Origin of the sequence: Thermanaeromonas toyohensis ToBE, from assembly GCF_900176005.1 — a bacterium.
Classification (GTDB): domain Bacteria; phylum Bacillota; class DSM-521; order Neomoorellales; family Neomoorellaceae; genus Thermanaeromonas; species Thermanaeromonas toyohensis.
Genome location: NZ_LT838272.1, coordinates 2,050,492 through 2,063,257, shown reverse-complemented (window position 1 = coordinate 2,063,257; position 12,766 = coordinate 2,050,492). Strand labels below are relative to the sequence as shown.

Sequence of the window (12,766 nt, the reverse complement as noted above, 5' to 3'; positions counted from 1 at the left end):
AGGAGGGTTTAAACCTTATGCCTGTACAACTCCTTAAAGAAAAAAGCCGGGCGAGTGTCCAGAAAGTGACTTTAGGAGCTACTAAAGAGGAAGGAGGTACCCGTACCCATACCATAACCATTGGTGGGGACGCAGCATTACCTTTTCATCATTTTGAGGGAGAAATACCCCACCGGCCGGTGGTTGCCATGGAGGTACAAGATATAGAGCCGGACTGGCCGGACGCTTTGAAAAAATGCTTTGCGGACGTGATGAAGGAGCCCGGGCGTTGGGCAGAAAAATGTGTCAAGGAATATGGTGCTGACCTTATCTATCTTAAACTGGATGGGGCTGACCCCGAAGGTGCCAACCGCTCTGTGGAGCAGTGTGTTGCTGCGGTAAAAGAAGTTTTGCAAGCTGTGGGAGTCCCCCTTATCGTGGTAGGTTGTGGGGAAGTAGAAAAGGATAAAGAGGTCCTGGAAGCGGTGGCCGAGGCTGCCGCGGGAGAAAACCTTCTGCTGGGGAACGCTGAGCAAGATAACTATAAATCTTTGACCGCTGCTTGCCTTGTGCACAAGCACAATATAATCGCTAGATCACCTTTAGATATTAACATCTGCAAGCAGCTCAATATTTTAATTACAGAAATGAACATGCCTCCTAATCGGATAGTAATCGATCCTTCCATTGGTAGTCTAGGCTACGGTATTGAATATGCCTACTCCATCATGGAGCGTACACGCCTAGGGGCCCTTCAAGGGGACCGGATGCTATCCATGCCAGTGTTATGTACAGTAGGGTATGAGGCCTGGCGCACTAAAGAAGCTGTAGCTCCAGTCACTGACTTTCCCGGCTGGGGAGATACCGAGGAACGGGGGATCTTATGGGAAGCAGTTACCGCAGCTGCTTTACTTCAGGCGGGAGCCCACCTTCTTCTTATGCGCCATCCCAAGGCTGTGGCCTTGGTTAAGGACAATATTGAAAAGTTAATGGAAAGTAATGCCTATTAATCCATAACCTAATAAGGGGGCAATGGTATGCTTATTATAGGCGAACGTATTAACGGGATGTTCAATGACATCAAGCGGGCCATCCAAGAGCGCGATCCGGCTCCCGTCCAGGAATGGGCCCGGCGGCAGGAACAAGCCGGGGCCCGGGCCCTGGATCTTAACGTGGGCCCGGCAGTAGAGGATAAGGTAGGAGCCATGAAATGGCTGATAGAAGTGGTTCAGGAGGTGAGCGACCTTACCCTCTGTTTAGATACCACCAATATCAAGGCCATCGAAGAGGGGCTTAAACTCTGCAAAAAACCCGCCATTATAAACTCCACCAGCGCAGATAGGGAAAAAATAGAGAAGCTCTTTCCCTTGGCTGTAGAGCATGGGGCTTCCCTTATCGGACTTACCATGAATAAGAATGGCATCCCCAAGGATGCTGATACGCGTCTGGCTTTGGCTATGGAATTGGTGGCTGCTGCAGATGAGTTCGGTCTACCTATGGAAGATCTATACATTGATCCCCTTATCTTGCCAGCCAATGTGGCCCAGGATCATGCCCCGGAGGTTCTGAAAACTCTTTACCAAGTGAAGCTGCTCGCCAATCCGGCCCCCAAGACGGTATTAGGTATAAGCAATGTTTCCCAAAACTGTCAGGACCGGCCGCTCCTCAACCGTACCTTCTTGGCCATGGCCATGGCCTGCGGTCTGGACGCTGCCATTGTAGATGCATGCGATGAAGAGCTCATGGCTACCGCAGCTGCAGCCGAAGTTCTTCGCAACCGTACAGTATACTGTGATTCCTTTGTGAAGGTGTTTAAGAGCCAATAAAACCACTATAAACAAAGAAAGGAGGGATGGGGTTGCTAGAAAATAGGGTGCTGCCGCAACCCCACCTTCTGAGTTGGGTACAAGAAACCTCTGGTCAGCCGGTCACCCGGTGTTATCAATGTTATAAATGTACCGGCGGTTGTCCTGTGGCAGCTTTTATGGACATTTTACCCCACCAAATAATCCGGTATCTAAACTTAGGGCTGGAGGAGGAACTTTTAAAAAGTAAAGCCATATGGCTTTGCGCCAGTTGCCACACGTGCAAGGCCAGGTGCCCTAACGGTATAGATATTGCCGGTGTGAACGATGCTTTAAAGGCCCGAGTCCTATCCCGGGGAGTACCTCCTGCTTCCCCGATGGTTGCGGCCTTCCATCAAGAGTTCCTGGCTTCCGTAGAAAGGTATGGGCGGGTCCATGAATTAGGCTTGGTTATGGCTTATAAATTAAAGAGCCGCGATTACTGGAAGGATCTATCCCTAGGGCTAAAAATGTTCCGCAAAGGTAAATTTAGACTTTGGCCCCATCGCGTACAAAAAAAAGAAGAACTTCAAGCTATTTTTAAAAGGGCAAGGGGAGAGGCCTAGTGCTTTTCGGTTACTATCCAGGGTGTTCCCTTCATTCCACGGCGGCAGAATATGATGCTTCTACCCGCGCTGTATTTCAGGCTTTAAATATACCCCTTAAAGAGGTCCCTGATTGGAACTGTTGTGGCGCTACTTCTGGGCACTCCCTCAACACCTATTTATCCCACTCCCTAGCCTTGCGCAACCTGGTGCTAGCTGAAGGAGTAGCTCCTCATCTGGTTGTACCTTGTGCCGCATGTTACAATGCCTTACGTTCCACCCAGGCCTTCCTGGAGAGCGGGGAAAAAGAAGCAAAGAAACTTAAGGAGGATATAAATTCCTTTATGGGCCGGGAGTATAAGGGCGTTCTAAAGGTACACCACCTCCTGGAGGTTTTGGGAGCGCCCGAGGTCTTATCTTTGCTTAAGGAAAAGCAAAAAGTGTCCTTGGCAGGACTTAAACCGGCCGCCTATTATGGTTGCCTTTTAACACGGCCACCAAAAATAGTAAACTTTGAAGCTAATGCTGAGCAACCCCAGCTTATGGACCGCTTGCTTAAAGCTTTAGGGGCCGAACCTGTATCTTGGAGTCACAAAACTGAATGTTGCGGAGCTAGCTTATCTATTCCTGCTGCGGAAATAGTATATGAGTTGGTAAAGAAGATTGTGCAAGCCGCCGTGAGGGCAGGAGCCAATGTTCTGGTGACCGCCTGCCCCTTATGTCAAACTAACCTGGACACTAGGCAGCCGGAAGGCTATAACCTCCCGGTGCTCTATATAAGCGAAATATTGGGGCTAGCCCTAGGTATCTCAGCACCCTGGTTGAACAAGCACATAATCGATCCTTCCCCGGTATTAAAAAGCTGTAACCTAAGCCTTACTGCCTGATTTCTTTAAGGTTACCCTTCCTGAGGGAAAGGTTGGTGAGCAAAAGTCGTGAGGGAGCAAAGGGAAAGGCCGGAAGTGACAGGTTCGGTTTTGGTGGTCGGCGGCGGTATCGCTGGTATGCAGGCTTCTTTAGATTTAGCTAACGCGGGTTACCTGGTGCACTTGGTGACAGAGTCGCCTTCCATAGGCGGTAAAATGGCCCAATTGGACAAGACTTTCCCCACCAACGAGTGCGCCATGTGCTTATTGGGCCCGCGTATGACAGATACTTTAAACCACCCCAATATACGCCTGTATACTTGTTCGTCCCTGGAAAAAGTAGAAGGAGAGAAAGGTAATTTCCGAGTTGGGATTCGCCAAAGGCCGCGATATATAAACCTGGATGAATGTACAGCTTGTGGTGACTGCGAACAGGTTTGCCCTGTTCGAGTGCCCAATGAATTTAACCAGGGGCGAGGAGAGCGCAAGGCGGTTTATAAACTCTTCCCCCAGGCCGTGCCTAATAAGTACCTGATAGAGAAACGGGGTATACCTCCATGCCGCAGTACTTGCCCGGCAGGAACCAATGCCCAGGGGTATGTGGCTCTAATTTCCCAGGGTAAGTTTGCCGAGGCCCTGGAGGTTGTACGCCGCCGTATGCCTTTTGCCGGTATATGCGGTCGTATTTGCCACCATCCGTGTGAAACCGAGTGCAACCGAGGGCAGTATGACGAGCCGGTGGCCATAGCTTGGCTTAAACGGGCAGCTTATGATTATGGCTGGGAAGAGGCTCAGGAAAAAGAAAAAGAAACTTACCGGCCACGCCAAGTTCGTCCAGAAAAGGTGGCTATTGTAGGTGCAGGCCCAGCGGGCTTAACCGCTGCCCAAGATTTAGCCCTGGAAGGCTACCAGGTTACCGTATACGATGCCCTAGCCTCGCCTGGAGGGATGCTCAGGGCAGGTATTCCTCGCTACCGGTTGCCCCTAGAAGTAGTAGAACGCGAAACCCAACGTATTTTGAACTTGGGGATACGGTTTGTCCCCAATACTCGGCTAGGGGAAGATATAACTTTAGAGGAACTACGCTCCCAGTACCAAGCTGTTATTTTGGCTGTCGGTTTACAAAAGAGCCGGCTCCTTAACATCCCTGGTGCAGAACTTAAAGGGATCCTCCCTGGCCTGGATTTCCTCCGCCAGGTGGCCCAAGGCGAGAAGGTGGAAGTAGGCCGTCGCGTAGTAGTTATAGGCGGCGGAAACGTAGCCATGGATGTGGCACGTACGGCCCGGCGACTCGGGGCAGAGGAAGTCCATGTAGCTTGCCTGGAATCCCGTAAGGAGATGCCTGCCCACTCCTGGGAAATAGAAGAAGCTTTAGAGGAAGGTATTATCCTGCACAACTCCTGGGGACCCAAGAGATTCCTAGGGGAAGGCGAAGTCAAGTCTATAGAATTGATGCAATGTACTCGCGTCTTCGATGAAGAAGGCCGGTTTAATCCCCAATATAACCCTGAAGTAACCACTACCATCCCCGCAGACACAGTTATCGTGGCCATTGGCCAAGCTGCTGATTTAAGTTTCTTAGGTGAGCAAAGCAGCATTCGGACCGCTAAAGGCCTTATAGCGGTTGACCCAGTAACCTTAGCTACAGATGTCCCAGGTGTTTTTGCCTGCGGGGATGTGGTCCGGGGCCCCAGTTCAGTAGTGGAGGCCGTAGCTTCTGGGCATGAGGTTGCTGAAACCGTCAAACGATACCTAAACGGGCAAGACCTGGCCGAAGGCCGAGAAACCCCGCGCCAGGAGAAACTAGGCCCGCCGGAAAACATTATACCCTTTCCGGCAAGGCGCCTCAGGCAACGGATGACCCCCCCAGAAGAAAGGGTGCGGGACTTCCGGGAGGTTTACTTGGGCTACACTCCAGAGATGGCCCAGGAAGAGGCCCGCCGCTGCTTAAACTGCGGTATATGCTCTGAATGTCTCCAGTGCGAAGCTGTCTGCCAGAAAAAGGCGGTGGAACACTGGCAGAAGGAAAAATACGAAGAATTAACTGTGGGGAGCATAATACTTGCCCCTGGTTACGAGCTTTTCGATGCCTCCTTAGCTGGCGAGTATGGCTACGGATATTACGACAACGTCATCACCAGTATGGAATTCGAGCGTTTCTTAAGCTCCACCGGCCCTACCCAAGGCCATGTGGAACGGCCTTCTGATGGTAAGGTGCCGGAAAGGATAGCCTTTATCCAATGCGTGGGCTCCCGAGACTGCGAGGGAGAAGGTAGCCCCTACTGTTCTGGTATCTGCTGCATGTATTCCACTAAGGAAGCCATTATTGCCCGGGAGCATGACTCCCGTATAAAGCCCACTATCTTCTATCTTGATATGCGCTCGTATGGTAAAAATTTCGATAAATACGTAGAGGCTGCTAAACAAGCCGGAGTCCGTTATGTGCGGGCCATGATCTCCCGGGTAGAAGAAGATCCCTTAACCAAGAACTTGATCATCCAATACTTTAACGGCGAAAAAATAATCCGGGAAGAGTTTGAGCTGGTGGTTTTAGCTTTAGGCGTGCGCCCGCCGAAAGAGGCAACAAAACTCGCCGAGATATGTGGTATTGAGCTTAACCCTTACGGCTTCGCTAAAACTCCAGAATGGCAACCGGTGGCCACCACCCGAGAAGGTATCTATGTAGCCGGCGCCTTCCAAGGCCCCCGGGATATCCCGGAAACAGTTGTTAATGCCAGCGCGGCCGCAGCGTGCGCTGGAAGGGATCTGGCCCCTGCACGTAATACTCTAGTACGGCCTAAAGAATACCCGCCAGAGAGGGATGTAAGCTTAGAGGAGCCCCGAGTGGGGGTCTTCATTTGCCATTGCGGGATAAACATTGCTGGGGTAGTGGATGTACCGGCCGTGGTAGAGTTCGCTCGGCAGCTTCCCCATGTGGTATATGCAGAAAATAACCTTTATACCTGTTCCCAAGATACTTTGAAAAAGATAAAAGAGATAATCCAGGAGCACCGGTTAAACCGGGTAGTGGTAGCCTCTTGTACCATCCGTACGCACCAACCCCTTTTCCGGGAAACCTTAAGGGAAGCTGGCCTAAACCCCTTCTACTTTGAGATGGCTAACATCCGTGACCAGTGTTCTTGGGTCCACCGCCAAGAACCCGATATGGCCACAGAAAAGGCTAAAGATCTCGTGCGTATGGCTGTAGCAAAGGTTATAAAGCATGAAGCTCTGCATCTCCAACCAGTGCCTGTAGTACGCCGGGCTTTGATTGTTGGCGGTGGAGTAGCAGGATTAACCGCCGCGCTGACTATAGCTGATCAAGGCTATGATGTTTACGTGGTAGAGAAAGAAGAAGAATTGGGCGGATATGCTCGCTACTTACGTTTCACCTTAGAAGGCAGCGATGTCCAGTCCTTCCTTAAGGATCTTATATCCCAAGTGCGAGCCCATCCGCGTATCCAAGTTTATACTTCTGCCCAGGTAGAGGAGTTCGGCGGCCACCAGGGGCATTTCCTTACCACCATTTCCCAAGGGGCCCCAGGTCGCGAACATATCCGCCGGACCATTAAGCTAGAACACGGAGTTATCATTATAGCTACAGGTATTAAGGAAGCTTCTACTTCCGAATATGGATTAGGCCAGGATCCCAGGGTAATCACCAACACCCACCTGGAACAGGAGCTAGCCGAAGGCCGCTTTAATGTACAGGCTAATAAACAGGTGGTATTTATCCAGTGTGTGGGTTCCCGCGAAGGGGAGCGCCTGTATTGTAGCCGGACCTGTTGTGGCCAGTCCCTCAAAAATGCCTTGAAAATAAAGGAGCTTAATCCGGAGGCCAAAGTCTACATCCTGTATAGGGATATGCGCACCTATGGGTTCATGGAGGATTATTACCGGAAAGCCAGGGAAATGGGGGTTATATTTATCCAATATGATCTTACGGCTAAACCGGTAATCCGGCAGAGGGAGATCGGGTTGCTAGAAATAGAAGTAAAGGACCCATCTTCTGGTAAAACCCTCGTTTTATGGCCTGATCAAGTAGTCCTGGCCACGGGTGCTGTAGCTCCCGAAGGCATTGAAAGGTTAGCCACCTTATTTAAGCTCCCCTTAAATGAAGATGGCTTCTTTGTAGAAACCCATGCTAAACTGGCGCCCATCGACTTCCCCTCGGCAGGTATATTCCTATGTGGCGCCGCCCACTCGCCCAAATCCCTAGCCGAGGCCATAGCCCAGGCCCAAGGCGCTGCGGCTCGGGCTTGTACTATCCTAGCTAAAGAACACCTCTTAGTAGGCGGGGTTGTGGCGGTAGTGGATGAGACCAAGTGCGCTGCCTGCCTCACCTGTGTACGGGTATGCCCCTATAGCGTTCCGCGCATCAATGAACGTAATGTGGCAGAAATAAATGCTGTCCAGTGCCAAGGTTGTGGTACCTGCGCTGGTGAGTGCCCGGCCAAGGCTATCCAGCTGCAGCATTATAAAGATGAGCAACTCCTGGCCAAGGTGGCCGGCCTATTTAGGGAGGTGTAAAAGGCAAATATGAGCAATTCCTCTACCCAATTTGAGCCTAAAATAATCGCCTTTTGTTGTTACTATTGCGCTTATTCTGCAGCTGATCTCGCCGGCTCCATGCGCTTGCAATATCCAGCCAACGTACGCTTAATCGAGATGCCTTGCACAGGTAAAACCGATGTTCGAGTGCTGCTAGAGGCCTTTGAAAATGGAGCTGATGGTGTGTATGTGGCTGGCTGTCTGGAAGGAGATTGCCATTTCCTTAAGGGAAACCTCCGGGCTAAAAAGCGTGTGCAGTATGCTAAAAAACTCCTAGATGAAATTGGTATCGGGGGTGAGCGTCTAGAGATGTTCAATCTCGCAAGTTCCATGGGCCCCCGCTTCGCTGAAATAGCCCGGGAATTTACAGAAAAAATAAGGCAGTTAGGGCCTAACCCCCTTAAGAAACATAACACCTGTTCCCAGGAAGAAGCCAAAGAAAAAAATGTGTCGTAAGGATTTATTACAAGTCATGTTAGGTAGGTGAAAAAAGTGATTGTGGCCGAAGCTAAACCCCTGACCGAGATAGCAGGGCTTTTAGGAGAGGTACGTAAAATTTTGGTGGTTGGCTGCGGCGGATGTGTTACCGTCTGCTTGGCCGGCGGTGAAAAAGAGGTGGGGATACTGGCTGCAGCCCTGCGTATGATGTACAAAAAAAATGGTAAAGAGCTGGAAACTATAGAAGTTACCCTTACCCGGCAATGTGATCCCGAATATGTGCAGATGCTAGAAAAATATATTACGGAAGATATCGATTGCATACTTTCCCTGGCCTGTGGTGTAGGGGTGCAATTCCTAGCCGAGCATTACAACAAATGGGTAATACCTGCCCTTAATACCAAATTCGCCGGTGGAACGATAGAACACGGGGTATGGGAAGAGCGCTGTGGCCTATGTGGAGAATGTATCCTGCACAAGACAGGGGGTATTTGCCCTATAATCAGATGTTCCAAAAGCATCCTCAACGGCCCCTGTGGAGGCTCCCAAAACGGGCGATGTGAAGTCAATAAAGATATACCTTGCGCCTGGCAATTAATATATGATCGCCTCAAGGCTTTAAACAAGTTAGAACTGCTGCTAGAAATCCAGCCGCCCAAAGACTGGTCTAAAGCCAGGGACGGCGGCCCGCGCAAAGTGGTACGGGAGGATGTGAGGATAGAATGAGCTGGAAGTCAGGTAGCAAATTGGAAAAACTCCTTTCCCAGGGACATTTTGTAGTAACAGGTGAGGTAGGTCCACCTAAGCACGCCTCTCCAGACGGTATCCTCCACCACGCTGAACTCCTTAAGGATTACGTGGATGCCATAAACTTGACCGATAACCAGACAGCTATAGTGCGTATGTCTAGCATAGCGGCGGGAGTCCATGTGCTAAGGGCTGGGTGTGAGCCCATAATACAGATGACCGTACGTGACCGTAACCGGATAGCCTTACAAAGCGATCTCCTGGGAGCCTACAGCTTAGGGATACGTAATGTACTCTGCCTTTCAGGGGACCACCAGTCCTTTGGGAATCATCCTACAGCCAAAAATGTGCATGACATTGATTCCATTCAGCTTATACGTATAGTCAAGGATCTGCGGGATGAAAAAAGGTTCGCCTGTGGTGAAGAAATCAAAGAGCATGAGCCTCGTTTCTTCATCGGAGCAGCTGCTAACCCCTTTGCAGATCCCTTTGAATTTCGGATCTTGAGGCTAGAAAAGAAAATCAATGCAGGTGCAGATTTCATCCAAACGCAGTGTATCTTTGATATGGAACGGTTCGAGCGATTCATGGCCATGGTAAGGGAGCGGGGGCTGCACAAAAAAGCGTATATCCTAGCCGGGGTAACCCCTTTAAAATCTGCTCGCGCAGCAAGATACATGCAACAATCAGTGGCAGGTATGATAGTACCCGAAGAGATCGTGGCTCGGATGGAAAAGGCTAAAGACCCCAAGGCCGAAGGTGTAGCCATATGTGTAGAACAAATCAAGCATTTACGCACCATAGAAGGAGTAGCCGGTATTCACATCATGGCCATAATGTGGGAAGATATTATTCCCACCATTGTCAAAGAAGCCGGACTTTACCCGCGCCCCCAGGTAGATTGACAGCTTAAAAAATGCAAGATAGTGTTCTATTCCCGTTCCCCTATGAATATACTGATGGGGAGGAGATCCCCCATCAGGGAGGGGTAGGGATTGCGTAACAATAGATTAGAAGCCCAGATTTTGAGTTCTATTGATGAGTTAGTACAGTGTGCCATTTCTGCTGGTCTTAAAGAGGGAGAAGCGCGGGAAGAAGAAATAGAGCGTGGCGCAGCCATTATCCAAGAAATAGGCCATTTATTAGTAGAGGCTCTGGAGGGCAGGGAAGAGCACCTGAAATCCTTAGTAGAGCAGCTCGCTGCCCAGCGCTTACCTGACCGCCGGGTACTGCAGAGCTTTGGGCATTTCTCTCGTGACCTGCAGGAGATTATCGAGCGAGGAGTAAGTAGCTACCTTAAAAGCAAGGGTTCCGATGCAGGAGAAAGTGCAAGTTTAGAATACCCGTCTCTTAACGTAAGCGAACAGCCAGACGAAGGTACACTCACTGGTGGAGCAGTCGAAGTTCCCACCAGCGCCCAAGCCAGGCTAGAACAGAAAAAGGAACAGGGTGAGTCCAAATCTTTGGTAGCCAAATTAAAGGGGTTGCGCCTCGCCTTGGAGCAAGCTTTTCCTGGAGAAGAACTCCTTGAAAATTTTGTTACCCGGGGAGGGAAGCTAGATTACTTTTTACCGCGTTTGAATTTGGGGTTTGAGCTTAATTCCGCGGCCCCCAACTGGCGAAAAGAATTTTTCCTGCGCCAGGCAGGGATCAGGGTTATAAAGGTGACCGAAGGAGAGCTTCGGAATCCGCTAGCTCTAGCCAGACGTTTACGCCGGCCAGGAAGCTTACAGGCAGCCTCAAACCCTTGTTGACAGGGCGCACCTACTAGTGCTAAAATGACGCTACAAAGGATAAGCGTATAAGTATAAAAATCTACTTAAAGCCAAAGGCTAGGAAAGGGAAAGTAGGTAGGTAGAAGGTTTCCAGCGAGCCGGGAATAAGGTGGAAGCCCGGTAACCATCTCCTACTGAAAGCCACCCTGGAGCTTCCAGCCGAAAGGGTAAACCTAAGTAGGCCAGGACGGAAGACCCCGTTATCGGTCGCGCCTGCTTTAGGCGCTAAATGAGGTGGGCCATTTTATGGCCAATAAGGGTGGTACCGCGGGAAAGCCTCCCGTCCCTTAGGGACAGGAGGCTAAATTATTTATAGGGGAGGGGCAGGATGCGGAAAAGGATACTTAAGCTTCTAGAAAGCAATAGTAAATTGACTCCTAAGGAAATAGCTCTAATGCTAGGCCTTTCGCCAGATCAGGTGGCCCAGGAAATTGCGGAAATGGAAAAAGAGAAAATAATCCTACGCTATACCACCCTCATCAACTGGGAGAAAGTGGGAGAAGAAGAAGTGGCAGCCTTGATCGATGTTAAGGTAACTCCCCAAAGGGATGTAGGCTTTGACGAAGTGGCCGCCCGTATCTACCAGTACCCGGAGGTCAAATCAGTATTCCTTATGTCCGGAAGCTATGACTTATCCGTGTTGGTGCAAGGTAAAAGTTTAAAAGAAGTCGCCTCCTTCGTGGCCCAGAAACTGGCCACCCTAGAACATGTACAAAGCACCGTTACCCATTTTATCCTTAAGAAATATAAGCAAGATGGGGTCATCTTTGAAGAAGAGGTAATCGAACGCCGGCAGGTGGTGCAGCCATGAATCCCAACCCTACCTTTGAGGCCCATAAGTTTATTTCCCCTGTAGTTAAAAATTTGCAACCCTCAGGGATTCGTCGTTTTTTCGACCTTGTAGCTAACACAAAAGGGGTTATTTCCCTGGGGGTAGGGGAGCCAGATTTTGTTACCCCCTGGCACATCCGGGAAGCCTGCGTCCAGGCTCTGGAAAAAGGATACACCATGTATACTTCTAACCTAGGAATGCCTGAACTTAGAAGGGCTATTGCCAAATACTTGGAGGAACGCTTTGGCCTCTCCTACCACCCTGATAAGCAAATACTTGTTACCATTGGAGCAAGTGAAGCCGTGGATTTGGCTCTGCGTACTGTGCTTAATCCTGGGGATGAAGTTCTCATTCCCGAACCCTGTTATGTCTCCTATAAACCCATAACTCTGCTATGCGGCGGGGTACCAGTAGAGGTACCTACTACCCGTGCGCGGGATTTCCAGCCCAGTCCTTTAGAAATAGAAAAGCGTATCAGCTCTAAAACCAAATTACTTATCCTCTGCTATCCAAACAATCCCACTGGAGCAGTTTTAGCTCGGGAAACCATGGCAGCTATAGCCCGGTTGGTGGAGAAACACAATCTCCTTGTACTGGCAGATGAGATATATGCCGAGCTCCGCTACGACGGACCTCCCATATCTTTTGCCGCTTTGCCAGGTATGCAGGAGCGCACCATACTTGTAAGTGGCTTTTCCAAAGCCTTTGCCATGACAGGATGGCGCATAGGGTATGTGGCTGCCCATCCTGAGCTCCTAGCAGCTATGGTCAAGATTCACCAATATACTATCCTCTGTGCACCCATCATGAGCCAGATGGCTGCGCTGGAAGCCTTACAACAGGGACTTAAAGATGTGGCTTATATGGTAGAACAATATGACCAACGGCGCCGGTTAGTGGTAAGCCGACTCCGGGAGATGGGACTAGATTGTTTTGAGCCAGGGGGAGCTTTTTACGTATTTCCTTCCATTGCTGCCACAGGACTAAGCTCAGAGGAATTTGCTGCACGGTTGCTTAAGGAAGAACGGGTAGCTGTTGTGCCAGGGAACGCCTTCGGTCCTAGCGGTGAGGGTTTTATCCGTTGCTCTTATGCAACCTCCCTCCAGGAGCTTATGGAAGCTCTAAACAGAATTGAACGCTTTGTGGCCCGCCAGCTAAGAGTAGCTAAGGCAGTAGCCCATGGATAAGA

The 12,766-nt window shown here is 50.1% G+C and carries 11 protein-coding genes and 1 other annotated feature; all 11 genes read left to right on the top strand.

The genetic code is table 11. The annotated features are described in order from the left end of the window. Window positions 1–17: 17 nt before the first annotated feature. The gene (gene cdhD, locus B9A14_RS10700; RefSeq protein ID WP_084665687.1) at window positions 18–989 is read left to right on the top strand and encodes a CO dehydrogenase/acetyl-CoA synthase subunit delta; all 972 of its coding nucleotides are present in this window, start codon (window positions 18–20) and stop codon (window positions 987–989) included. A 27-nt stretch (window positions 990–1,016) separates the two neighbouring features. Continuing rightward, window positions 1,017–1,805, top strand: coding sequence for a methyltetrahydrofolate cobalamin methyltransferase (locus B9A14_RS10695; protein WP_084665686.1), 789 nt, complete (start codon window positions 1,017–1,019; stop codon window positions 1,803–1,805). 32 nt (window positions 1,806–1,837) lie between these two features. Further along, entirely contained in the window at window positions 1,838–2,389 is a 552-nt protein-coding gene (locus tag B9A14_RS10690) for a 4Fe-4S dicluster domain-containing protein (protein ID WP_157109930.1), read from the top strand. Beyond that, a complete protein-coding gene (locus B9A14_RS10685) occupies window positions 2,389–3,255 on the top strand; it encodes a CoB--CoM heterodisulfide reductase iron-sulfur subunit B family protein (protein ID WP_084665684.1) in 867 nt (288 codons plus the stop codon). Before B9A14_RS10690 ends, B9A14_RS10685 begins: the two co-directional genes overlap by 1 nt. Before the next feature lie 48 nt (window positions 3,256–3,303). Next, on the top strand, window positions 3,304–7,764 hold the full coding sequence (locus B9A14_RS10680; RefSeq protein ID WP_231967704.1) for an FAD-dependent oxidoreductase: 4,461 nt from the start codon (window positions 3,304–3,306) through the stop codon (window positions 7,762–7,764). Between the two features lie 9 nt (window positions 7,765–7,773). Further along, entirely contained in the window at window positions 7,774–8,241 is a 468-nt protein-coding gene (locus B9A14_RS10675) for a hydrogenase iron-sulfur subunit (protein ID WP_084665683.1), read from the top strand. Between the two features lie 36 nt (window positions 8,242–8,277). Beyond that, window positions 8,278–8,949: a methylenetetrahydrofolate reductase C-terminal domain-containing protein gene (locus B9A14_RS10670; RefSeq protein ID WP_084665682.1), complete on the top strand. Its 672-nt coding sequence runs from the start codon at window positions 8,278–8,280 to the stop codon at window positions 8,947–8,949. Then, window positions 8,946–9,875 (top strand): methylenetetrahydrofolate reductase, encoded by a 930-nt coding sequence (locus B9A14_RS10665; RefSeq protein WP_084665681.1) that lies wholly within the window; start codon window positions 8,946–8,948, stop codon window positions 9,873–9,875. Before B9A14_RS10670 ends, B9A14_RS10665 begins: the two co-directional genes overlap by 4 nt. 90 nt (window positions 9,876–9,965) lie before the next feature. Beyond that, the gene (locus tag B9A14_RS10660; protein WP_084665680.1) at window positions 9,966–10,724 is read left to right on the top strand and encodes a hypothetical protein; all 759 of its coding nucleotides are present in this window, start codon (window positions 9,966–9,968) and stop codon (window positions 10,722–10,724) included. 71 nt (window positions 10,725–10,795) lie between these two features. Continuing rightward, window positions 10,796–11,036 (top strand) — a binding site (T-box leader). Window positions 11,037–11,073: 37 nt separating this feature from the next. Next, window positions 11,074–11,556 carry an Lrp/AsnC family transcriptional regulator gene (locus tag B9A14_RS10655; RefSeq protein WP_084665679.1) on the top strand — a complete coding sequence of 161 codons (483 nt, stop codon included), beginning with the start codon at window positions 11,074–11,076 and terminating at the stop codon, window positions 11,554–11,556. After that, window positions 11,553–12,764 (top strand): aminotransferase class I/II-fold pyridoxal phosphate-dependent enzyme, encoded by a 1,212-nt coding sequence (locus B9A14_RS10650; protein WP_084665678.1) that lies wholly within the window; start codon window positions 11,553–11,555, stop codon window positions 12,762–12,764. The genes B9A14_RS10655 and B9A14_RS10650 overlap by 4 nt, the downstream gene beginning before the upstream one ends. Window positions 12,765–12,766: the final 2 nt, after the last annotated feature.

Excerpts from the sequence above, each read along its gene's own strand:
- cdhD (WP_084665687.1), top strand. The coding sequence starts at position 18 with ATGCCTGTACAACTCCTTAAAGAAAAAAGCCGGGCGAGTGTCCAGAAA.
- B9A14_RS10695 (WP_084665686.1), top strand. The coding sequence starts at position 1,017 with ATGCTTATTATAGGCGAACGTATTAACGGGATGTTCAATGACATCAAG.
- B9A14_RS10675 (WP_084665683.1), top strand. The coding sequence starts at position 7,774 with ATGAGCAATTCCTCTACCCAATTTGAGCCTAAAATAATCGCCTTTTGT.
- B9A14_RS10665 (WP_084665681.1), top strand. The coding sequence starts at position 8,946 with ATGAGCTGGAAGTCAGGTAGCAAATTGGAAAAACTCCTTTCCCAGGGA.
- B9A14_RS10655 (WP_084665679.1), top strand. The coding sequence starts at position 11,074 with ATGCGGAAAAGGATACTTAAGCTTCTAGAAAGCAATAGTAAATTGACT.
- B9A14_RS10650 (WP_084665678.1), top strand. The coding sequence starts at position 11,553 with ATGAATCCCAACCCTACCTTTGAGGCCCATAAGTTTATTTCCCCTGTA.